The organism is Lentibacillus sp., assembly GCF_035301675.1.
In the GTDB taxonomy this organism is placed as follows: domain Bacteria; phylum Bacillota; class Bacilli; order Bacillales; family Amphibacillaceae; genus Lentibacillus.
In genome coordinates, this window is the sequence record NZ_DATGTT010000041.1 from 1 (window position 1) to 20,812 (window position 20,812).

Annotated in this window: 19 protein-coding genes and 2 riboswitches; of the genes, 13 read left to right on the top strand and 6 right to left on the bottom strand. The window is 44.5% G+C overall.

What is annotated here, in order from left to right; genetic code table 11:
- Both VK097_RS06005 and solA read right to left on the bottom strand, forming a co-directional pair.
- Positions 1 to 1,108, bottom strand: a 1,108-nt coding sequence (locus VK097_RS06005) for a M20 family metallopeptidase (RefSeq protein ID WP_324210898.1), incomplete at its 3' end; no start/stop codon positions are given.
- Positions 1,109 to 1,182: 74 nt separating this feature from the next.
- Complete coding sequence (solA, locus tag VK097_RS06010; RefSeq protein WP_324210899.1) at positions 1,183 to 2,358, bottom strand: N-methyl-L-tryptophan oxidase; 1,176 nt, start codon at positions 2,356 to 2,358, stop codon at positions 1,183 to 1,185.
- A 294-nt stretch (positions 2,359 to 2,652) separates the two neighbouring features.
- Here solA and VK097_RS06015 point away from each other — a divergent pair, with 294 nt between their 5' ends.
- A complete protein-coding gene (locus tag VK097_RS06015; RefSeq protein WP_324210900.1) occupies positions 2,653 to 3,270 on the top strand; it encodes an urea carboxylase-associated family protein in 618 nt (205 codons plus the stop codon).
- Between the two features lie 55 nt (positions 3,271 to 3,325).
- A complete protein-coding gene (gene purU / locus VK097_RS06020; RefSeq protein WP_324210901.1) occupies positions 3,326 to 4,189 on the top strand; it encodes a formyltetrahydrofolate deformylase in 864 nt (287 codons plus the stop codon).
- A 124-nt stretch (positions 4,190 to 4,313) separates the two neighbouring features.
- Here purU and tenA read toward each other — a convergent pair whose 3' ends face one another.
- Together tenA and VK097_RS06030 are read right to left on the bottom strand one after the other, a co-directional pair.
- A complete protein-coding gene (tenA, locus tag VK097_RS06025; RefSeq protein ID WP_324210902.1) occupies positions 4,314 to 4,994 on the bottom strand; it encodes a thiaminase II in 681 nt (226 codons plus the stop codon).
- A gap of 121 nt (positions 4,995 to 5,115) precedes the next feature.
- Positions 5,116 to 5,220: riboswitch (TPP riboswitch) on the bottom strand.
- Positions 5,221 to 5,502: 282 nt separating this feature from the next.
- A complete protein-coding gene (locus VK097_RS06030; protein ID WP_324210903.1) occupies positions 5,503 to 5,607 on the bottom strand; it encodes a putative holin-like toxin in 105 nt (34 codons plus the stop codon).
- A 370-nt stretch (positions 5,608 to 5,977) separates the two neighbouring features.
- Here VK097_RS06030 and sat point away from each other — a divergent pair, with 370 nt between their 5' ends.
- The 4 genes from sat to cysQ all read left to right on the top strand — a co-directional run bounded on the left by sat (position 5,978) and on the right by cysQ (position 10,433).
- Positions 5,978 to 7,129, top strand: a complete 1,152-nt coding sequence (gene sat, locus VK097_RS06035) for a sulfate adenylyltransferase (RefSeq protein WP_324210904.1) — start codon at positions 5,978 to 5,980, stop codon at positions 7,127 to 7,129.
- A 69-nt stretch (positions 7,130 to 7,198) separates the two neighbouring features.
- Positions 7,199 to 8,977 (top strand): SLC13 family permease, encoded by a 1,779-nt coding sequence (locus VK097_RS06040; RefSeq protein WP_324210905.1) that lies wholly within the window; start codon positions 7,199 to 7,201, stop codon positions 8,975 to 8,977.
- Positions 8,978 to 9,030: 53 nt separating this feature from the next.
- Positions 9,031 to 9,633 carry an adenylyl-sulfate kinase gene (gene cysC / locus VK097_RS06045; RefSeq protein ID WP_324210906.1) on the top strand — a complete coding sequence of 201 codons (603 nt, stop codon included), beginning with the start codon at positions 9,031 to 9,033 and terminating at the stop codon, positions 9,631 to 9,633.
- A complete protein-coding gene (gene cysQ / locus VK097_RS06050) occupies positions 9,633 to 10,433 on the top strand; it encodes a 3'(2'),5'-bisphosphate nucleotidase CysQ (RefSeq protein WP_324210907.1) in 801 nt (266 codons plus the stop codon). Before cysC ends, cysQ begins: the two co-directional genes overlap by 1 nt.
- A 202-nt stretch (positions 10,434 to 10,635) precedes the next feature.
- Here cysQ and VK097_RS06055 read toward each other — a convergent pair whose 3' ends face one another.
- The gene (locus VK097_RS06055; protein WP_324210908.1) at positions 10,636 to 11,685 is read right to left on the bottom strand and encodes a homocysteine S-methyltransferase family protein; all 1,050 of its coding nucleotides are present in this window, start codon (positions 11,683 to 11,685) and stop codon (positions 10,636 to 10,638) included.
- Between the two features lie 81 nt (positions 11,686 to 11,766).
- Positions 11,767 to 11,863: riboswitch (SAM riboswitch) on the bottom strand.
- Between the two features lie 293 nt (positions 11,864 to 12,156).
- On the opposite strand from VK097_RS06055, the gene VK097_RS06060 reads away from it, so the two are divergent.
- Positions 12,157 to 12,378: a hypothetical protein gene (locus VK097_RS06060; protein ID WP_324210909.1), complete on the top strand. Its 222-nt coding sequence runs from the start codon at positions 12,157 to 12,159 to the stop codon at positions 12,376 to 12,378.
- A gap of 168 nt (positions 12,379 to 12,546) precedes the next feature.
- Here the strand turns inward: VK097_RS06060 and VK097_RS06065 are convergent, their stop codons facing one another.
- Positions 12,547 to 13,422 carry a LysR family transcriptional regulator gene (locus tag VK097_RS06065; protein ID WP_324210910.1) on the bottom strand — a complete coding sequence of 292 codons (876 nt, stop codon included), beginning with the start codon at positions 13,420 to 13,422 and terminating at the stop codon, positions 12,547 to 12,549.
- A 183-nt stretch (positions 13,423 to 13,605) separates the two neighbouring features.
- Here VK097_RS06065 and mmgD point away from each other — a divergent pair, with 183 nt between their 5' ends.
- From mmgD to VK097_RS06095, 6 genes are all read left to right on the top strand, one after another.
- Positions 13,606 to 14,715: a citrate synthase gene (gene mmgD, locus VK097_RS06070; protein WP_324210911.1), complete on the top strand. Its 1,110-nt coding sequence runs from the start codon at positions 13,606 to 13,608 to the stop codon at positions 14,713 to 14,715.
- Between the two features lie 59 nt (positions 14,716 to 14,774).
- Positions 14,775 to 16,211 (top strand): bifunctional 2-methylcitrate dehydratase/aconitate hydratase, encoded by a 1,437-nt coding sequence (locus VK097_RS06075; RefSeq protein ID WP_324210912.1) that lies wholly within the window; start codon positions 14,775 to 14,777, stop codon positions 16,209 to 16,211.
- Between the two features lie 19 nt (positions 16,212 to 16,230).
- Positions 16,231 to 17,130, top strand: a complete 900-nt coding sequence (prpB, locus tag VK097_RS06080) for a methylisocitrate lyase (RefSeq protein ID WP_324210913.1) — start codon at positions 16,231 to 16,233, stop codon at positions 17,128 to 17,130.
- Between the two features lie 113 nt (positions 17,131 to 17,243).
- The gene (locus VK097_RS06085) at positions 17,244 to 18,020 is read left to right on the top strand and encodes a TatD family hydrolase (protein WP_324210914.1); all 777 of its coding nucleotides are present in this window, start codon (positions 17,244 to 17,246) and stop codon (positions 18,018 to 18,020) included.
- Positions 18,021 to 18,118: 98 nt separating this feature from the next.
- The gene (locus VK097_RS06090) at positions 18,119 to 18,877 is read left to right on the top strand and encodes an SDR family oxidoreductase (protein WP_324210915.1); all 759 of its coding nucleotides are present in this window, start codon (positions 18,119 to 18,121) and stop codon (positions 18,875 to 18,877) included.
- A 250-nt stretch (positions 18,878 to 19,127) separates the two neighbouring features.
- Positions 19,128 to 20,258 carry an alkaline phosphatase family protein gene (locus tag VK097_RS06095; RefSeq protein ID WP_324210916.1) on the top strand — a complete coding sequence of 377 codons (1,131 nt, stop codon included), beginning with the start codon at positions 19,128 to 19,130 and terminating at the stop codon, positions 20,256 to 20,258.
- Positions 20,259 to 20,812: the final 554 nt, after the last annotated feature.

A 20,812-nucleotide genomic window follows, 5' to 3' on the forward strand; every position in this document is an offset into this window, starting at 1 on the left:
TTTTATAAAAATCAATCGAACGCAGGTATGCATCCACATCAACGTATTCATTTGGCTGGTGTGCCAGTTTTTCGTCTCCGGGACCGTAAATCAGTGTCGGGATTTCACTTTCGGGATTTAACACCGCACCGTCTGTATAATAGGAAACCCCGTACACTGAATCGGGATCATCCTCTTTAATGCGCAGTGCTTTCGTAATAATCGGGCTTGATTTATCTGTCAGAATCGACGGCCGGTTCAACAATTCATTCATTTCAAATGACGGGGCGTCCTCTCCGGAAAACAAATCATTTAATCGCTGCTTCAGGTCAGCAAATAATTGCTTATGGGACTGAGGGGCCACGGTTCTGATATCAATATTCAGGGTACAGCGGTCCGGGATCACGTTCGTTTGAACGCCTCCTTCCATTTTGTTTGCGGAAACGCTGCTTTCACCCAGGGGGGACTTGGAAATCTTCCAATCAAGTTTTAGCGATTCAACAATTTGAATAACCCGGCCCATCCATTCTACCGCATTAATTCCTTGATCCGGCATGGAACCGTGGGCGGTTTTTCCAATGGTAACCACTTCAACCCATAGTGCCCCTTTATGTCCTGCTGCGACTTTTTCATGCGTCGGCTCACCGATCACTAAGGCTTCGACATCAGACATGTCTTCACCCTGCAAATACTGCCGTGCACCACAGCTATCCACTTCTTCACCGGCTGTTGCCAGGAAAACAATCTCCTTTGATAATTCTCTCTTTTCCTGAAAAATCGATTCAATTGCAAGAAACATTGCCGCGAGACCGCTTTTCATATCTGAGGCGCCGCGTCCGTAAAGCTTATCTCCAATCAGATCGCCGGAAAACGGCGGATATTCCCATGGCTGCTCGCCGGCCAAAACTGTATCCATATGGCCGCAGAAAATTAATTTCCCCTTGCCTTCACCTTTTAAGGAAATTTCAAAATTGCTCCGGTTTGATTCAATATCTGTGATTTTATAAGATAGGCCTGTTTCGTCGCATCTCTCGGCAAGTTTTTTGGTCACTTTGTTTTCGTTGCCCGGCGGATTAGTACTGTCGATTCGAATCAGTTTTTGCAGGAATTGAATGGCTTTCTCTTCCATGTGCTTGCCTCCTAATTTGGAAAAAATTCGACAAGGGAGGTTATTTTAACCTGCCCCTGTCCATATGCGGTGTGTTATTTATTCGAAACAGCTCCTGATTCTTGTTTTTGTAAGCTTGGGCGTGTTGCTGAGAAGAGGGAAATGTCTTGATTTGTTGTACCGGAAGTCGCTAATTGGCTTAAGATTTCCCCGACAGCACTTGAAAATTTATAGCCGTGACCGGAAAAACCGGCAGCAATCGCAATATGAGAATGTTCCGGATGCAAGTCAATAATAAAGTTTTCATCTGGTGTATTGGTAAACATACACGTCTTTCCCACATTTAGTTTACCTGCAGCCTGTGGCATAAACGTTTCTAAGAAATTGCGAATGTCCCCTTCGTCTTTCGGGTAAATCCCAAATTCACGATTCATATATTCGGGATCCAATTCTTCACCGGCATCATAGCGTCCAATCTTTAATCCGGTTCCATCAACACTTGGGAACCCGTAATAGACTCCCGTTGGCAAGTCAACGAAAAAGCCGGGAAATTCATCAGACTGATACAACGACTCGTCCGCGTCAAACCAGCCGATTGTTTGACGACTTGGCTGAAGAGGTAAATGGAGATTGAGCTCAGATAATAGTTTTCTGTTCCAGGCGCCAGCGCTGACGATCAGTTTGTCAGCGGTATAGGCCCCTTCCTTCGTCTGGACAGTCACGAAATCTTCAGAGACGTCAAGGTCGTCAACTGGTGTATTTGTCAGCAAATCAGCCCCATTCTGCAATGCAAACTTACGAAATGTACGGATGCAATTGCCGCTGAACAATACACCTGCTTCCGGTTCATAGCACCCGAAATGTCCTTCAGGGGCATTGATTCCCTGCCAGCGCTTATTGATTTCTTCGCCATGATCAAACATATCAATAGGCAATGAATACTTTTTCCCACCCGCGATTGCTTGATTGACAAAGTCCGAACTCTCAGGACCGAAAGTCACCACGCCCGTTTTTCGGAATATCGTCTCGTTGGTTTGTTTTTGCAGTTCATCCCAAAGTTCCTGAGCTCTTATGGCGAGCGGAACATATTCGTACCCTTCACCGCATGCATGGCGAATAAGCCGCGTATCACCGCTGTGGCTTCCGTTTGAATGCGGCGGATCGAAAGCATCGATAAGCAATGTTTTTGTTCCTTCCTTAGCCAGATAATACCCGGCGGCCATCCCCATCGAACCAGCTCCAACAATAATCACATCATAGTGTGATTCCATGATACACCACTCCTTTAATTAATTAGATAGTACAATACAGCAGCGTTCATTTATAAAGCGTTTACATATTTTTATGATAGCGGTAATCAACTAACAGGTAAAATGGCTAAAAATGATGAATTCCATCTTCAAAAGTGATATTTAGTGACTATTGATTTCAGTAACAGTGATGGATTCCATCATTTCTAATCATTATACATGAAGGGTTTTAGGTTTTATAATAAATCTAAATTATTCGTAAGTTCAAAAATTTCAAATGTAAAAGGGAAGACAATAGAGAGAGGAGTGTTTATTGTGGTTTATGCACATGGGAAAGTCAAAGAGGAAATAACAATACCGCCGTATGAAGGGAGAAGCACACTGTTAAAACCTGGTGAAGAATTGGTTATTATTGATGTTGATGGTAAACAAGTCGGTGATTTTGTATGTTTCAATCGAAATGATTCAAGCGAGTTCGTATCACCTGTCCATATGAGGGCATCCCTCAGCAGCATCCGGTTAAAAGTTGGTGATCCGCTCTACAGCAACAAACGCCGGCCGCTGATGACATTTGCTGAAGATACAGTTGGGAAACACGATTTCTTTTTTCCGGCATGTGACTATTATCGTTATAAAGTAGACTTCGGTTCCGAGGATCATCCGAACTGTCACGATAATCTGAAAGAAGCTCTGGAAGCGTATGGATTAGGAAATAAACCAGTTCCGGATCCGATAAACTTATTTATGAATAATGTTTTGGACGAAACAGGGGATTACGAGCTCAGTGAACCGTTATCCAATCCCGGCGACTATGTCCGTTTGCAAGCATTGGAAGAAGTGGTTATTGCATGTTCAACCTGTTCTCAGGATATGGAGCCTGTTAATGGGTGGAAAGTGACATCACTGAAAATGCAGATTATAGAGGCTGACTAATTGAATGCTGCGGTTTTTCTATTATAATAAAGGTATGAAAGGTTGGTGAAAAGCTGTGCCTTCTCAAGAAAATATTGCTGATTTATTGATCTCTTGTCCTGAAAAACCAGGCATCATTTCGACTGTTTCCAATTTTTTGCTGGAACATGATGCCAATATTATTCACTTTGACCAGAATACAACCGACCCAAGCGCGGGAATGTTGTTTATGCGGATATCGTTTGAACTGAAGGATATCGATTCTGCATACGGGCAGCTGGAAGAAGATTTGAATACGATGGCAAAAGATTATGCGATGGATTGGCAATTGAACTCTAAGAAAAAGAGAAAACGAATGGCCATCTTTGTTTCAAAAGAGGGTCATTGTCTGAAAGAACTTTTGCTGCGCTGGGAGTCCGGGGAAATTCCCGTGGATATTCCGATGGTCATCAGTAATCATGACGACTTAAGGGATGAAGTTGAACGTTACGGCATTCCCTATTATCATATTCCGTTGAACCATGGAACGAAGGCACAGGCTGAAGAAAAGGCGCTGGAGCTGATGAAAGGTAATGTGGATTTCATTGTCCTGGCAAGGTATATGCAAATTTTAACGCCTGAATTTGTATCCATTTATCCGAATCAAATCATTAACATCCATCATTCTTTCCTGCCGGCTTTTGTGGGTGCCAACCCGTACGTCAAGGCATTCAACCGGGGAGTCAAGCTGATTGGTGCGACAGCACATTATGTGACTGACGACCTTGATGAAGGGCCGATTATTGAGCAGGATGTTACGCGTGTGAATCATCGAAGCACTGCAGAAGATTTAAAGATTTCCGGCCGCCATGTGGAAAAGCAGGTGCTTGCCACAGCCGTTTCCTGGCATGTTGAAAACAAGGTATTGGTTCATGGCAATAAAACCATTTTATTTACATAGATTGGCCGGGTGCCTGTCACCTCCCGAATTTTGTCGAATTCCATCTTCTGAAAATGTTTCTGCGACAGTCAGCCCAACACAAAAATGGCATCCCTTGCGGTCAGGATGCCATTTTTTCCTGCAATTAAACCGTACTGCTTCTGGTTGATAGCCATTCTTCTTTTGTATAGGCCATTTCCCAAAATGCAAGTTCGTATTCTTTCGCGATCACGAATTGTTCCTTAATTTTTTCCTTTTCCTTGTCGCTTGCTTCCTCGGCGAGCTGATTCAACAAGTCAATTTGTTCTTGTGTTGATGTCTGAAACCAGTCGTCAGCATACATATTTATCCAATTCTGATAGATGGTCTGGCCGGGTTTTGCATCCTGGTTCGTTTTTCCAATATCCGCGTACAACCAGTAGCACGGAAGCATAGCAGCTACGGTCTGAGCAAGCTGACCGGATAGCGCTGCCCGGTACAAATGCGATGTGTAGGCGTAGGCAGTTGGCGCCGGCCTGAATTGGTTCATTTCCTCATTCGTGATGTTCAGCAATTCTGCATGCTCACGGTGTACGGTCAATTCCGCTTGCGCTGTCATTTTGGCCTTTTCGGCAAGCATACCGGTCACTTGAAAATCTTCTGCTTGCGAAGCGGCGATGGCATGCACCTTGCCAAAATGCTTTAAGTAGTAAATGTCCTGAAGAATGTAGAACTTGAACGTATCGAGCGGCAGATCCCCCTGAACAATCCCCTGGACAAATGGGTGGTTCAAACTCTGCTCCCAGCTTTCCTTTGTTGCCTGACGCACGGATTCAGTAAAGCGCATAAAAAATCCTCCCCTTCTTTATTGGTGCTGACCCGGCTTGAGCCCGGAAAAGGGAGGTCATTTGAATACGCAAGCATGATAAGATTCAACCAAATATCATGCTTAATGTATCAATTTTAATTGATGGTGACTTCCACTTTCCTCCGCTGGCACTAACCAGGTCAGGTTCAAGGGTCTTAGAGTCCACTCTAATCTCAGCCTTTTAAAAGCTCCCCTAGTGAAAACGCTATACTGAGTATACTGTAACATAAGCAGAGGGAAAAGCAAATGGGGGGCAGGTGTTTAACATGTGGGGTTTTGTGAAATCATTATACAAAATAGCAAACCAGTTTAATCAACAATAACTTGCATACCAATCTTTCTTGGCATATAATTAAAGTAGAAAGCATAATACTAAAAAGAACCCCGACAGTGGTGTGTCGGAGTTCTAATGAGTCGCGCCGCATGATGTTGCGGTGGACCTACTGAGTGAGTAATCCCCAGCTGGTACCTTTTGACAGGGTGGGGATTACTTATTTATTATCAAAACAATTAGTGTCACGACAGCAATGAGTAGCGACCCAAAGCTGATCATGAGCATGATGCTTTGATACAAAGTAATCATTTGCGGCATCACCTCCCTCCTCGTTGTGACATGACCATGTCTTCCAACGAGCAGCAAGGCTCCACCGCCCCATCCTGCTTATGCAACTCAACGTTATTATAACAAAATTAATAATTTTGCTGTAGTAAAATTTCAACACCTGTTCTTCTGAAATATTGCCTTAGCAAATGGGCTGTCCCTTCAGATTCAGCCACACCCCGTTTCTTCCTTGAGTACTTTACCGAACGCCTCTCAAATTTTTCCATTCTGTGGTTTTGCTATCTATATGCAGATATCCCCAAATATCGCCCAATTTTTCTTCAAGGCTGCGACAAAATATGATAAACTGTAATAGTGTTTAAATTACTGGATAACTAATTAGACATATGGAGGAATTGCAATGGTAAATCAACCACATGGCGGAAGATTAATCAGCCGCGAATTAACAGGACAGGAACGAGAGCAGGCAATCAAGAATGCTGAAAAACTTCAGTCGTTGACTGTGAATTCCTGGGTCGTTTCGGATATTGAACTGATTGGGATTGGCGGATTCAGCCCGCTGACAGGATTTATGGGACAGGCGGATTATGAGAGTGTCGTTGACAATACGCGTCTGGCCGATGGCACAATCTGGAGCATTCCGATCACCCTGCCGGTAACCGAAGAACAGGCTAAAAACTTTAATATTGGTGAGCAAATCGCCCTTAAAGGGGAAGATGACGTCATCTATGGAACCATCACCCTGGAAGAAAAATATACATATAATCAGGAGAAGGAAGCGCAAAATGTCTATGGTACGACAGAAGAAGCGCATCCCGGCGTGAAGAAAGTTTATGAGAAAGGCAATGTATATCTCGGTGGTCCCATTACGCTCCTTAATCGCCCGGATCACAGCCAGTTTGAAGCGTATTACATGGATCCGGCTGAGACACGTCAAATGTTTAAAGATGCAGGCTGGAAAACGATTGTCGGTTTTCAGACACGGAACCCGGTTCATCGTGCACATGAGCATATCCAGAAAACTGCGTTGGAAGCAGTTGACGGATTATTGCTGAACCCGCTTGTCGGTGAAACAAAATCAGACGATATTCCGGCAGATGTGCGGATGGAAAGCTATGAAACGATTCTTAAAAACTATTATGTGAAAGATCGTGTGCGCCTTGTCATCTATCCGGCAGCGATGCGCTATGCAGGGCCGAAAGAAGCGATTCTGCATGCGATTGTCCGGAAGAACTATGGCTGCACGCACTTCATTGTCGGACGTGACCATGCCGGTGTCGGTGATTACTATGGCACCTATGAAGCACAGCAGCTGATTGCACAGTATGAAGAGGAACTGGGCATTCAGATCTTCAAATTTGAGCATGCATTTTATTGCACAGTCTGTGAAAACATGGCATCGGCGAAAACATGCCCGCATGATAAAGAAAATCACGTTCATTTGAGTGGTACGAAAGTGCGCGGGCTGCTTCGTAACGGTGAGCGTCCGCCGAAAGAGTTCTCCCGTCCGGAAGTTGCTGATGTGCTGATCAAAGGTATGAAGGAAAACTAAGAAAGAATGTTCAAAAAGGAAGTGTCACCCGCCCTTTTGAACAACGCTTAAAAGGGGATCTGATATCCCATGTCGTTTGAAATGATGTTTGTACTGATCTTGATACTGGCCATGCTTGCCGGGCTGATCTTTGAGGTCGCCCGGCCTGACATGGTTATTTTTTCAGTACTGGTGATCTTGCTGCTGTCGGGCATTTTGACAGTTGATGAGGCCCTGAGCGGCTTTTCCAACGAAGGAATGCTGACGGTTGCGTTATTGTTCATCGTGGCCGGTGCTGTGCAGAAAAGCGGTTTGATTGATCGCTTGATGGAAAAGTGGCTTCAGAACAGCCGTACCCAAACCGGTTCGATGATTCGCTTCTTTGTCCCGACGTCGATGTTTTCAGCGTTTTTGAACAATACACCAATTGTTGTGACGTTTACACCGATCATTAAAAAATGGTGCGAAGACCGCGGGATTGCCCCGTCGAAGTTTTTAATCCCATTGTCATATGCCACCATTTTGGGTGGAACGATAACACTGATGGGAACGTCGACAAACCTTGTCGTTCACGGCTTGCTCCTCGATTTTGGCCTGGAGGGATTTTCATTTTTTACGTTGGCTGTTGTTGGCATACCGGCTGCACTCATCGGACTCATCTATTTATTTACGATCGGATACAAATTGCTGCCGGATAATAAAGGCTTCAGCCAGCAAATTAAAGAAGACTCCAAAGAGTATATTGCTGAGATGCAGGTGACACGGGCATTCGATCATCTTGATAAAAGTGTCATAGATGCCGGTCTGCGTGATTTAAAGGGCCTTTATCTGATCGAAATTATCCGAGGTGATGAACGCATTTCGCCGGTCAGCGCAACAACGGTTATTCAGGCAGAGGACCGGCTGATTTTTACCGGATTGATCTCTACAATTGCAGACTTGCAAAAGATTAAAGGTTTGCAGCTGGAAACAGGCACAAATATTGATCTGGATGATTTGAAAAACGGGACGACCAACCTGGTGGAAGCCGTTGTGTCCGACCAGTCATCACTTTTGTCCAAGTCGATTAAACAGTCACAGTTTCGTTCACGCTATGATGCAGGCGTCATTGCAGTGCACCGGAATAATGAACGGATCAAGAGCAAAGTCGGGGATATCGTATTGAGACCCGGAGACTCGTTATTGCTGCTGGCCGGTGCTGATTTTGTGGAAAAATATCAGCAGTCGAATGATTTTTTTGTCGTATCGTCATTGGATACACCGGCTACCTTGAATCAGAGTCCTGCAAAAGGCTGGTTTTCCATCGTTGTGCTGCTCGGGCTGATTATGACGGTGACATTGGGATGGCTGAGCATGTTTAAAGCGATGGCACTGGCTGTGATGATATTCCTGGGATCAAAAGTTATTGCGCCTGAAGATGCCAAAACGTATGTTCACTTTAACGTGCTGCTCTTGATTGCCAGTGCGCTGGGAATCGGTGTCGCCATGCGGAAGACCGGGCTGGCCGAATGGATGGCGGAAGGCCTGCTGCAGTTCGGCGAGCCGTTAGGACTTGTGGCCATTCTGTTTATGGTCTATATTCTGACCAATATGTTTACCGAACTGGTCACCAACAGCGCAGCAGCAGTGTTAATGCTCCCAATCGGAATTGAAATGGCGCAGACGCTCGGGTATGAGCCGATGGGATTTGCTGTCGTGATTGCAATCGCCGCTTCGGCAAGTTTCATTACACCAATCGGTTATCAGACGAATCTGATCGTATACGGTCCCGGCGGCTATAAATTTACCGATTACGTGAAAGTCGGACTCCCGCTCAGTCTATTAGTAATGATCACATCTGTTTTGATAATTTATAATGTATGGTTTTAGTGGGACACGGGGTCAGATACCCCGTCCCAAACTTATTTTAGGAGGAAAAGTTGATGGCTAAATCAGAAAACATCGTATGGCATGACTCAAAAGTAACGAAAGAAAACCGGCGGCAGCTGAACAACCATAAAAGTGCTGTCATTTGGTTCACCGGCCTGTCCGGATCCGGCAAATCAACTATTTCGGTCGAACTGGAGAAAGAATTGTACAACCAGGGTGTGCGGACGTATCGTCTTGATGGTGACAACATCCGCCATGGGTTGAATAAAAACCTCGGCTTCAGTCCGGAAGACCGCAAAGAAAATATCCGCCGTATAGGCGAGGTTTCCAAACTGATGGTGGAGGCTGGATTATTCACATTATCAGCATTTATTTCACCATATCGCGAAGACCGTGATGATGTTCGCGAACTAATGGAAGACGGCGAATTTATCGAGATATTTGTTGATGCGAGTGTAGAAACGTGTGAATCCCGTGATCCAAAAGGGCTGTATAAGAAAGCACGCGCCGGCGAGATCAAAGGATTTACCGGAATCGATGCACCGTATGAAGCGCCGGTCAATCCGGAGGTCACGGTCGATACGGATAAGCAGAGCCTTGAGGAATCGGTTGAGACGATTGTGTCTTATTTGAAAGCGAAAGGATATTTGGAATAATGGCTGACGTGAGTTTAACGAAACTGCTGCAGATTTCATTGGACGCCGGACGGGAAATTTTGGATGTGTATAAGAAGGATTTTGATGTTGAAACGAAAGATGATGATTCGCCGTTGACGGAGGCTGACCAGCGTGCCCATCATTCGATTGTACGCGGTCTGCAGGAAGCGTATTCGGAGGTTCCTGTGTTGAGCGAGGAAGGCAGCGAAATCCCTTATGACGATCGCAAGGATTGGCCGGCATTTTTCCTCGTTGACCCGTTGGACGGCACAAAGGAATTTATTAAGAAAAACGGGGAATTCACTGTCAACATTGCGTTAATTGAAGGGCAGTATCCCGTTGCAGGTGTAATTTATGCTCCGGCATTGGATACGTTCTACTTTGGCAAAGAGGGTCTGGGTGCGTTTAAATTGGAGCAGGCGTCGCAGGCAGACGTGACCGGCGATGAGACCCTGGTTGCGCAGAGTGTCCGTTTGCCGTTTGCCGAGCAGGGCGACGTTGTTAATGTGGTGGCGAGCCGCTCCCATATGTCTGAAGAAACCGAAGCATTTATTGACGGCATTCGCCGGGAAAATGAAGTCGATGTTGTGTCGGCCGGCAGCTCGCTGAAATTTTGCCTCGTTGCTGAAGGAAAAGCCGACTATTACCCGCGTTATGCTCCGACGATGGAGTGGGACACCGGCGCCGGACAGGCGATTGTTGAAGCTGCAGGAGGCAACGTGCTCCGGTATGAGGATGATGAGCGGTTTTATTATAACCGGGAAAATTTAAAGAACGGCTGGTTTTTGGTTAAAAAATAGAGAGTGGGTTCACAGTACCCCCCTCTCTTTTTTTAAAAGGCTTTTAACATTTACTCCCAAATCGATCGACAGGCGCGTCAAATCGATCGACAGTCCCAGAAAATCGCTCGAGGTTGGTACAAAATCGCGCGGCGGCACGCGGAAATCGATCGGGAGCCTCAAATCCTATCAAAAAAGAAAATATGAACAATGTCGTTTGCCATTATGCTTTCGACCGGTAATTCAGGTTATGCTCCTTAAGTGTTTTATCTTTTCCGAACAAAAAGTGTTTCGCCATATCGGGGGAGTACTTCGAGTTGATCGCTTCCACACCTGTTGCTTCAGCGATGGCACGCAGCATGGCTGGTGATGCCCCGCAGCATAAACCAATATAGTTTATACCAATATCTTTTGCCTCTTTTGCCCATTCAGCTAACTCATACCGGTTATGGTACAGTGGATCTAATGCAGTTGGAAAAGTTGTTTCTAATGGTAAATGGCAGCTGCATCCGCCATCAGGCAAGTTAAAAAATGTTGGATTCTCGTTTGTTGTGCGATAAGGAATCGGCAACCCGCCTACATAGCCTTCCACATTTTTTCGTATGTCAGCGAGGTATGGCTGCATGGTATCAGGCCCGCGAAAACAATTCATGCCAACAACCAATGCACCTTTTTCAGAGAGTCGTTTACAAGACTCATCAACCGTATAACCGTCCCGCAAAATATTTTCGCCCATCAGCCCCAATGTAATAACTGCCGGCAGCCCTTGCTTACGGATTTCCTCCAATGCGATTTGTGCCTCTTCATGATAATAGAATGTCTCCCCATTTATGAAGTCAACGCCTTCTTCCTTGCACCATTTGATCATTTCGGCAAAGATACTTCTCACTTGTTCCTTTGATTCCGCATTTTCCGGATCAAAAAGATTTGTGTTGGAAATATTGCCGGCTACCAACGCTTCCTCTGTAGGATGCTCCTTGGCAACCTCTTTTGCCAGGCGAATCGCATTTCTGTTTAAAGGCTCAAGCAATTCTTCTTTACCGATAATACGCATTTTTTCCCGATGTGCATTATATGTAAAAGCTAATACGACATCTGAACCAGCATTCATATAATCCCTGTATGTCTGTTTAAGTGCCTCAGGATTATCCAGTGCCACTTCCGGAACAAATGAGCCGGCCTGCAGGTAGCCTCTTCGTTCCAGCTCAAATAAATATCCTTCTCCCGCAATAACGGTCCCATCCTGCAAACGTTCTTCCAAACTGCGCTTCATCATGTTACCTCCTTATAATGGTGTTTATAAATATAAAAAATCCCCTTCTTAAAATAAGAAGAGGATTTATTGCCATTACTCTTCTTATCTTCAGCATGACGCTTCTGGAATTAGCACAGGACAAATGTCTGTTGCTGAGGTTTCGCAGGGCCAGTCCCTCCACCTCTCTGGATAAGAAAATCAAAATTCAATTATGATATTGTCATTTACAATACAGCTAATTAAACAGTGTGTCAAGAATAAAATAGAAGTATCCAATTAGACAGAAAAACTGACTAATTGGATTTTTTAAATTTGTAAAATATTCCATGGAAACGCTTTACAATCTGGGACCTTAGTTCTAATATATAAATATGCTATCGGTGCATCATCACCTCCCAGAAAGTGGTTTGAAGTAATTTTGCCACCATGTCAGCTTTCAGCACGATAGTAATATAAAGCCGGCCTGTTTGGTCGAGGGGAGATACGAGAATGAATAAAAACAGAATATCGTTTGATGAGCTTTTCAGCCAGAATGAGCGGAGGTTTCAATACTATAAAAATCTGAGAATTGATTCGCATCATGAATTTTTCAATGAAGGGCTCGTGATCGTTTGGCGGCCTTATCGGCAATATCGGCCGGATTTAGGTTTAATGGCTACATATTTTAGCTATGTTATTCGTGTACGTCTTATGAGAAATCACAAAAAGTAAGAACCGATTTTATAGAAATAGATATTAGATTAAAAATATCATGCCTTCACCCTATAATCGAAATGAACTTGGAAAACGAGATCTATATCGGACGAAAAAATTAATAAATATTTTATGAAAAATGGCTATTGATGACGATGGGGTGGCTGGACGAGAGCCCTCGTCCAGTTACAACTCTTTCACATCAAGCATTTTTATAAATTGGACAAAGGCTTTAACGATGTTCATTTGGAGGGAGTCTTCATGATAATACATCCAGGTTTTGCGCGTTATCGGATTTCCTGCTGGATGATTTAATGTTTTAATGACAAGATCGGGATACGGGCGTACGACGAGATTTGCTATAATTGCATATCCCAGGCCATTGATCACCATTTCTTTGCATGTTTCCACCTGGTTTACCTGAATATTAATGTTGGGATGTTCTTTGTAGTTGCTGTACCACCAATTATCCGCAATATTTTTCATCTTCTCGTCTGTATGATAATCAATACGCGGCATTTTCGGGAGATTGTCCCATTCAAATTTCCATGGTGATGCAATGCATACTTCTTCTTCATAGAGCAATTCTTTCTGGTCATTCCAATTGTAGTCGCCTTTGATGAAACTGATATGCACATCATGATTGAGGATCCGCCGGTGTATTTCGCTGCTCCAGCCGGTAACAACCTGGAATTCCACGTTTGGGTAAGTTTGTTTAAAAAGCCGCAGTATTTTTGGCATTTTATTCAAAGCGAAAAAGTTTGACGCACCCACCCGTAATGTTCCTGTTACCTCCTGTTTCATATTATTCAGCTTTTCCTCAATTCTTGTCTGCTCCCGGAGCATTTTTCTTGCATGAAGCGCAAGTTCTTCTCCTTCTGGTGTGAACGTGATTCCCCGCTGTTTTCGAATGATCAGCTGCACACCATAATGTTCTTCAAGACTCTTTATGCGTGTTGTTAATGTCGGCTGTGATAAAAATAAATGTTTAGCAGTTTGTGTGATATTTCCGGTTGAATACAGAACATCAAGCATTTCCCAGTTTTGATATTTCAACAACATTCATCCCTTTATTTCTGATATTAAAAAAATTTATGTTTAATTATTGAAATTATATATTTTTATAATTGTAAATTCAACTTTATAATAGTGTTACAGATTATGAACCATGTACACAGGAACAACAAGAATGCGGAGTGAAAAGGTTTTCATTATGAAGAACTCATTATTGCAAAGGGGATGACTATGAAAACAGAAGAAACGTTTGTTCCGGGGTTAAAGGGTGTTGTTGCTTGTGAGACGGGTATTTCCCTATTGGATACAGAACGGGAAAAGATTAATATAAGAGGGCATGACTTGATTGATTTATCACAGGGAAAGACCTATGCAGATATGGTTTATCTGCTGTTGGAAGGGTCACTGCCCGATGACCGGGAAAGAGAGAAGCTGGAGAAAAAACTGAAGGCGCATTATGATATTCCAGAAAATGTGATGGAAGTGCTGGAGATGCTTCCGGAAAATATGCACGCCATGGATGGACAGCGTACTGCAATATCCGTGCTGGCCGGATATGATGATAAGATTGATGACCGCTCAATTTCTGTGAATAAAGAACGTGCTTATGAACTATTGGGCCAATTGCCGGCAATAACGGTAAACAGCTATCGCATTCTTAACGGAAAGGCCCCGGTAAAGCCGGATCCGGAGCTGTCATACAGTGCGAACTTTTTGTATATGATTACGGGGAAAGAACCGACAGATTTCCAGTCGAAAATTTTTGACAGCTCCCTGTTGCTGTACAGTGAACATGAAATGCCGAACTCAACATTTACGTCAAGGGTGATTGCATCGACTAACTCAGACATGTACGGTGCATTGTCCGGTGCGGTCGCTTCACTGAAAGGGAATTTGCATGGCGGTGCGAATGAAGCTGTGATGCGCATGCTGAAGGAGACGGATTCGGTTTCCGGTTTTGAACAATTAATGAAAACCAAACTGGAGAAAAAAGAGAAAATCATGGGCTTTGGACACCGGGTATATATGAACAGAATGGACCCGCGTGCATTGGTGATGAAAGAATCTCTGAAACAGCTTTGTGATATGAAAGGAGACACAACGCTGCTTGAAATGTGCGAAGCCGGTGAACATATTATGAAAGAAGAAAAAGGGTTGTACCCGAATCTTGACTATTATGCTGCACCAGTATATTGGATGCTTGGTGTTCCAATTCCGTTATATACACCAATCTTTTTCAGTTCCAGAGCTGCCGGCCTGTGTGCACATATTATTGAACAGCATGACAACAACCGCCTGTTCCGGCCGCGGGTGAAATATACCGGAAAAGAATTGGAATGAAGTTTACGAAACAGTCTTATAAATACAACTTCTATATGGAAACAGAAAGGACGTTGACAATGGAAAAGGTAAAAGATCAACAGAAAGTCGATGCGGTATTGGAAGAAATAGCAGATTATGTCTTATACAAAGAAATTACGAGTGAGGAAGCTTTTTCAACTGCACATTATGTGCTGTTAGATACACTTGGCTGCGGAATTCTTGCATTGGATTATCCGGAATGCACAAAGCTTTTGGGGCCAATTGTTCCCGGCACGATGGTTCCTGATGGGACACGGGTGCCAGGTACTCCCCATGTGCTTGACCCTGTACAAGGGGCATTTAATATTGGCGCGATGATTCGCTGGCTTGATTATAATGATACATGGCTTGCTGCGGAGTGGGGACACCCGTCAGATAACTTAGGTGGCATTCTTGCTGTGGCAGATTATCTCAGCAGAAAACGCATCCGCAATGGCGAGCAGCCGGTAGAGATTCGCGACGTGCTGGAGGCGATGATTAAGGCACATGAAATTCAAGGTATTCTTGCGTTGGAAAACAGTTTGAATCGTGTGGGACTTGACCATGTGCTGTATGTGAAGATAGCGACGACAGCTGTTGTTGCCAAAATGCTCGGCGGAAGCAAGGAAGAAATCATGAATGCCTTGTCAAACGCGTGGATTGATAATTCCAGCTTGCGCACCTATCGCCATGCACCAAACACTGGTTCAAGAAAATCATGGGCTGCCGGGGATGCCACCAGCAGAGGCGTTCGTTTGGCAATGATGGCTGTTCAGGGTGAGATGGGCTATGCGACAGCGTTAAGTGCACCCGGCTGGGGTTTTCAGGATGTGCTTTTTAATAAGCAGGAATTAACGATAAGCCAGCCATTCGACAGCTATGTTATGGAGAATGTTTTATTTAAAGTGGCATACCCTGCTGAGTTTCATGCACAAACAGCTGCGGAGGCTGCGGTACAGCTTCATCCGGAAGTGAAAGACCGTTTGGATGACATTGATCAAATAAGCATCACGACCCATGAGTCTGCTATCCGGATTATCGATAAAAAAGGACCATTGTATAACCCTGCAGACCGTGATCATTGCATCCAGTACATTACAGCAGTCGGACTGATGAACGGCAATGTGACAGCAGAAGATTATGAAGCAGAGGCAGCCGCAAATTCAATGATCGATACATTGCGTGACAAGATGGTACTGACTGAAAACAAAGCATATACGGAAGATTATCTGGATCCGGAAAAACGTTCAATTGCAAATGCAGTACAAATTCACTTTAAAGACGGTACAACAACAGATAATGTGGAAGTAGAGTATCCGCTGGGTCATCGATTCAGAAGGGAAGAGGCAATGCCTGAATTGCGGAAAAAGTATTCTTTCAATCTTTCTGCAGCGTATGCAAAGAAACAGCAGCGGGAAATTGAAAGGGCAAGTTTTGATTACCAGAAACTTACCGTAATGGCGGTTCATGAATTTGTAGATCTTTTCGTTAAGTAAAAAGGGAGGAAGAAAGCATATGGCATGGATTGTTGATCCTTCATCAACACAAGAAGAATTGGCAGCTCAGTTTAAGGAATTAATTGTAGGCGAGGATATTTTGCAAATCCCCGGTTCCCATGATTCGATGGCCGCATTGATGGCCAAAAAAGCAGGTTTCCAGGCACTCTACTTGTCAGGCGGGGCGTATACAGCGAGCCTTGGAATTCCTGACCTTGGGATGATTACGTCAACAGAGGTGGCAGAGCGGGCGAAAGAATTGGTCCGCGCCGCAAATCTGCCGGCGCTCGTTGATATTGATACAGGATTCGGCGGTGTACTGAATGTTGCACGAACCGCTGCAGAAATGTATGAAGCGAAAGTTGCTGCCGTACAAATTGAAGACCAGCAGCTGCCTAAAAAGTGCGGACATTTAAACGGAAAACGTCTAGTGACAAAAGAAGAAATGGCACAAAAAATTAAAGCGATCAAAAAGGTCGCGCCATCCCTTGTTGTTGTTGCAAGAACGGATGCAAAGGCAATTGAAGGTGTAGATGCTGCCATCGAACGTGCTGCATTTTATGTAGAGGCAGGAGCAGATGCAATTTTTCCGGAAGCATTGAAAACGGAAGAAGAATTCCGTTCGTTTGCGGAAAAAATTGACGTGCCACTGCTTGCGAACATGACCGAATTCGGCAAAACACCATATTTCACTGCCCGGGAATTTCAGGATATGGGCATGAGCATGGTCATCTACCCAGTAACATCAATGCGGGTAGCAGCGAAAGCCTATGAGCGCATTTTCAAGATGATAATGGAAGAAGGGACGCAAAAAGAAGGTCTTTCCGATATGCAGACACGGGAAGAGCTGTATGACACAATATCCCATTACGGATTTGAAGAACTGGACAACAATATTGCTAAAACGATTTTGGAGTAGGTGCCTGTCACCACCCGAATTTTGTTGAATATTGTCGAGGCAGAATGGTGGCATGGGATTCTATCAGTAAAATTAGTTGAATAGAAAAATCACTATCGGGGAGCTTGGTAACGATGTCTAACCGGATTATTGATGCGCATATTCATCTGGATATGTATAAACCGGACGAACGATCGCTGATTCTTGATGAAATGGAAGCCAGTGGTGTTGATGTGCTTATTTCTGTCTCAAACCACTTGGATTCAGCCAAAAGAAATCTGCAATTGGCCCGCGAGGACTGCCGCATCAAACCGGCGATTGGCTATCACCCGGAACAGCCGCTCCCATCTGATGAAGAAATTTCGGATCTGCTGGTGCTGATTAATCGCCACCAGCAGGCCCTTGCTGCTGTCGGAGAAGTTGGGCTTCCTTATTATTTGCGCCGCGAAGGCAAAGCGGGTGCGCGAGAGGCGTATATAAATATTTTGGACGTGTTCATTCAAAAAGCGGTTGAGCTGGATAAACCGGTTGCGCTGCATGCTGTTTATGATGATGCGCCGGTGGTATGTGGCCTGCTCGAAAAACATTCAGCTGCGAAGGCCCATTTTCATTGGTTTAAAGGCGACTGGCGGACGGCTGAGCGGATGATAAGAAACGGCTATTACGTGTCGGTCACACCGGATATCTTATACAAGGAAAAAACACGGGACTTGGCCCGGAATTATCCATTGGAGAAAATGATGGTGGAGACGGATGGTCCATGGCAGTTTGAAGGAGTTTTCACCGGAAAAATGACCCACCCTTGCATGATCCACCGGTCAATCCGTGAAATTGCCGGTTTAAAGCGTATGCCAGCTGAGGATGTTTATGCCCGGTTATACGATAATGCGTACCGGTTTTATGGGATGTGACGGCATGCAGATAAATCTATTTTTTGTCTAAATCATTTTTAAAAGGTATACTAGTCATACAGGAGTTTGTAAGCGCATTCATAAGAGGAGGAAGGTTTATGAAAATCAGGGACAAAGTTGCCGTGGTAACCGGTGCAGCATCCGGAATGGGGAAAGCAATAGCGACTCTGTATGCAAAAAACGGTGCGAAAGTAATCGCGGTGGATCTTAATGAAACAGGTGTACAGGAAGCCGTTGCTGAAATTGAAGAAAACGGGGGTACCGCCACAGCTGTCGCGGCGAATATAGCAAAAGAAGAAGACGTACAGAATATGATTGATACGGCAGTTGAGACGTATGGAACGCTGGATATTCTCGTTAACAATGCCGGGATTATGGACAACATGATGCCTGCTGCTGAGTTAACGGATGACCTTTGGGAGAAAGTGCTATCGATTAATACGACAGGGTTGATGCGGGCGACACGTAAAGCGTTATCCATTTTTCTGGAAAAGGAAAGTGGTGTAATTGTAAACATGACCTCTTCAGCAGGACTCGCCGGATCAAGAGCCGGTGCTGCGTACACTGCCTCCAAGCATGCTGTTGTAGGCTATACCAAAAATGTTGGCTTTCAATATGCGGAAAAAGGAATCCGCTGCAATGCGATAGCCCCTGGTGGTGTTAATACGAATATTGGTACTACCATGGCCAATCCAAGCGAGTTCGGCATAGAGAGAGCGATGTCCGGTTCAGGTAATAACCCAAGAAACGGTGATCCGGAAGAAGTGGCCAAAATAGCTTTATTCCTTGCCTCTGCTGACTCAGATTTTGTCAATGCAGAAGTGATCAGAGCGGATGCAGGCTGGTTGGCTTATTAATAAAAAAACAAAAAATTACCCGCCTTCAAACTGATTGATTGTGGTTTGGTTGAGAAAGGTGGAAAAAGCGTGTAACTCGTGTGTGAATAAAGGATTGCCAAATACTGTTATTTTTTGGGGGTGACTATTTATAGTTAATGATTCCGCGTTTAAAAAATTATCCGATCATGGGGGCATTATTCCTCGTTATGATGGTTTTTCAACCGTTAATCTCGTATCATCTTTATTAACCCAATATGGCGTGAAAGACTTGCCGTCACCCGCTCTTGATCAAAGTATCGTTAACCCGGACCTCTTTGATGGTGTCAAGGATGTGGTTTTTGTAATTGTTGACGCACTCGGATATAACCAGCTTAACCAATATATTTCATCAGGTGCCATGCCGAATATTGAACGATTTGTTAGCGAGGCCCGGGATGGCGATGGGGTGTTTGCGTCATTGACAACGGTTTTTCCTTCAACGACTGCGGCAGCTTTGACGGCTATCTATACCGGTGCTATTCCGGCTAAACATGGGCTATCAAGTTTTTCAGCATACATACCTGAACTAGAAGACGTTACTAATCTCGTATTCTCCTATGGCTTTTCTGATGGCCGGCAGATTAACGGCTTTGATCCCTTTTTGAATCAGCCGGCTTTGGCGCAGTATCTATTGGATAAAGGTGTGCAATCAACGTCCATTACGGATAAAAATTTCAAAGGCTCGCTGCTGAGTGCGGTGCATCATAGAGGCAGTGGTTTTTCAGGCTACCATTTTCCTTCAACGATTCCCACATTAGCTGCTGATGCTTTGCGCCCCAACGAGAAAAACTTCATGACCATCTATTGGCCGGGGCTTGATACGTGTGCCCATAAGTATGGACCGTTGAGCAATGAAACCGAAGATGAAGCCTATAATGTTGATGCCGTATTTGCGCGGATTGTGGAGCGGGTGAAAGCAATCAAAGGGGGCGCAAACGATACATTATTTGTCATGACAGCAGATCACGGTCAGGTGTTCATTGATGAGGAGCAATCCCTGAATCTAAATTCATATCCGGATTTGTTGTCGAAGTTGCGATTGCCGCCGGCCGGTGAACGGCGCTCGTTATATCTTTATCCAAAAGATGGGGAGGAGCAAGCAGTCCGGGAATGGGCCGAGGAAAGAGGAGCCACTGTTTTCACCCGGCAAGATGCACTATTTCATGGATTATTCGGAAACGACCGGATTGACCCGAATTTAGCGGAGCGGCTGGGTGAATTAATCGTTCTGCCGCCCGAGACATCCCAGTGGGTTTATGCCCCGCCAAAAGCTAAAGGTTCGCTCGGTTTCTTTAAGGGAGCTCACGGCGGTTTGCATGAAGACGAAATGCTTGTTCCTTGTTTGATGTGGAGAGGTTGATATTTTATCGTTTCAGTTTAATGAGTTAATTACATTCAGAACTAAATGTAGGTTCCGCTGATGAATGGTTAGCGGGATTTTTTGTATACTAATTGCTGATTATTATATAGACTGTTTTGAAAACAACTGATGCTGGATCAATCATTAGGTTTATTCAAGGCTGGCTTAATCTAAATGATGGCTTGCTGTCCAATGGGAACTTTCGCGGACCGCAAAACTGCAGGAAGGCAAGAAATACCAAAATATTGAAAACAGTAATTCAGATACCCCAAATGGTGTGATAGAATTGAAATTGAGTTTTTATTTACCCAATTTGCGGTAGTATGCAGTATAGAATATACATAAAATTGCTGGTGAGTAAGCCGATTCCTTAAACTGCGGCGGAATAGGTCTGCGGAAAGGGGGCGTCCATGATGGATCAAATACATACCAGATCAAGACAGCGAATCGTAAAAGAAGAGCTGGAGCAGCTGGAAAAGGCGCATTACATATCATCTGAGGTATCCGCACAAGTTGCGGGAGCACATGATCGGTATTATGCCGATCTTGAACAA

Coding starts and splice junctions, on each gene's coding strand:
- VK097_RS06030 (WP_324210903.1), bottom strand. CDS start 5,607: ATGCCGCAAATGATTACTTTGTATCAAAGCATCATGCTCATGATCAGC.
- sat (WP_324210904.1), top strand. CDS start 5,978: ATGGTAAATCAACCACATGGCGGAAGATTAATCAGCCGCGAATTAACA.
- VK097_RS06090 (WP_324210915.1), top strand. CDS start 18,119: ATGAAAATCAGGGACAAAGTTGCCGTGGTAACCGGTGCAGCATCCGGA.
- VK097_RS06055 (WP_324210908.1), bottom strand. CDS start 11,685: ATGAAGCGCAGTTTGGAAGAACGTTTGCAGGATGGGACCGTTATTGCG.
- prpB (WP_324210913.1), top strand. CDS start 16,231: ATGGCATGGATTGTTGATCCTTCATCAACACAAGAAGAATTGGCAGCT.
- mmgD (WP_324210911.1), top strand. CDS start 13,606: ATGAAAACAGAAGAAACGTTTGTTCCGGGGTTAAAGGGTGTTGTTGCT.
- tenA (WP_324210902.1), bottom strand. CDS start 4,994: ATGCGCTTTACTGAATCCGTGCGTCAGGCAACAAAGGAAAGCTGGGAG.
- cysQ (WP_324210907.1), top strand. CDS start 9,633: ATGGCTGACGTGAGTTTAACGAAACTGCTGCAGATTTCATTGGACGCC.
- VK097_RS06075 (WP_324210912.1), top strand. CDS start 14,775: ATGGAAAAGGTAAAAGATCAACAGAAAGTCGATGCGGTATTGGAAGAA.
- VK097_RS06085 (WP_324210914.1), top strand. CDS start 17,244: ATGTCTAACCGGATTATTGATGCGCATATTCATCTGGATATGTATAAA.
- cysC (WP_324210906.1), top strand. CDS start 9,031: ATGGCTAAATCAGAAAACATCGTATGGCATGACTCAAAAGTAACGAAA.
- solA (WP_324210899.1), bottom strand. CDS start 2,358: ATGGAATCACACTATGATGTGATTATTGTTGGAGCTGGTTCGATGGGG.
- VK097_RS06060 (WP_324210909.1), top strand. CDS start 12,157: ATGAATAAAAACAGAATATCGTTTGATGAGCTTTTCAGCCAGAATGAG.
- VK097_RS06040 (WP_324210905.1), top strand. CDS start 7,199: ATGTCGTTTGAAATGATGTTTGTACTGATCTTGATACTGGCCATGCTT.
- VK097_RS06065 (WP_324210910.1), bottom strand. CDS start 13,422: ATGTTGTTGAAATATCAAAACTGGGAAATGCTTGATGTTCTGTATTCA.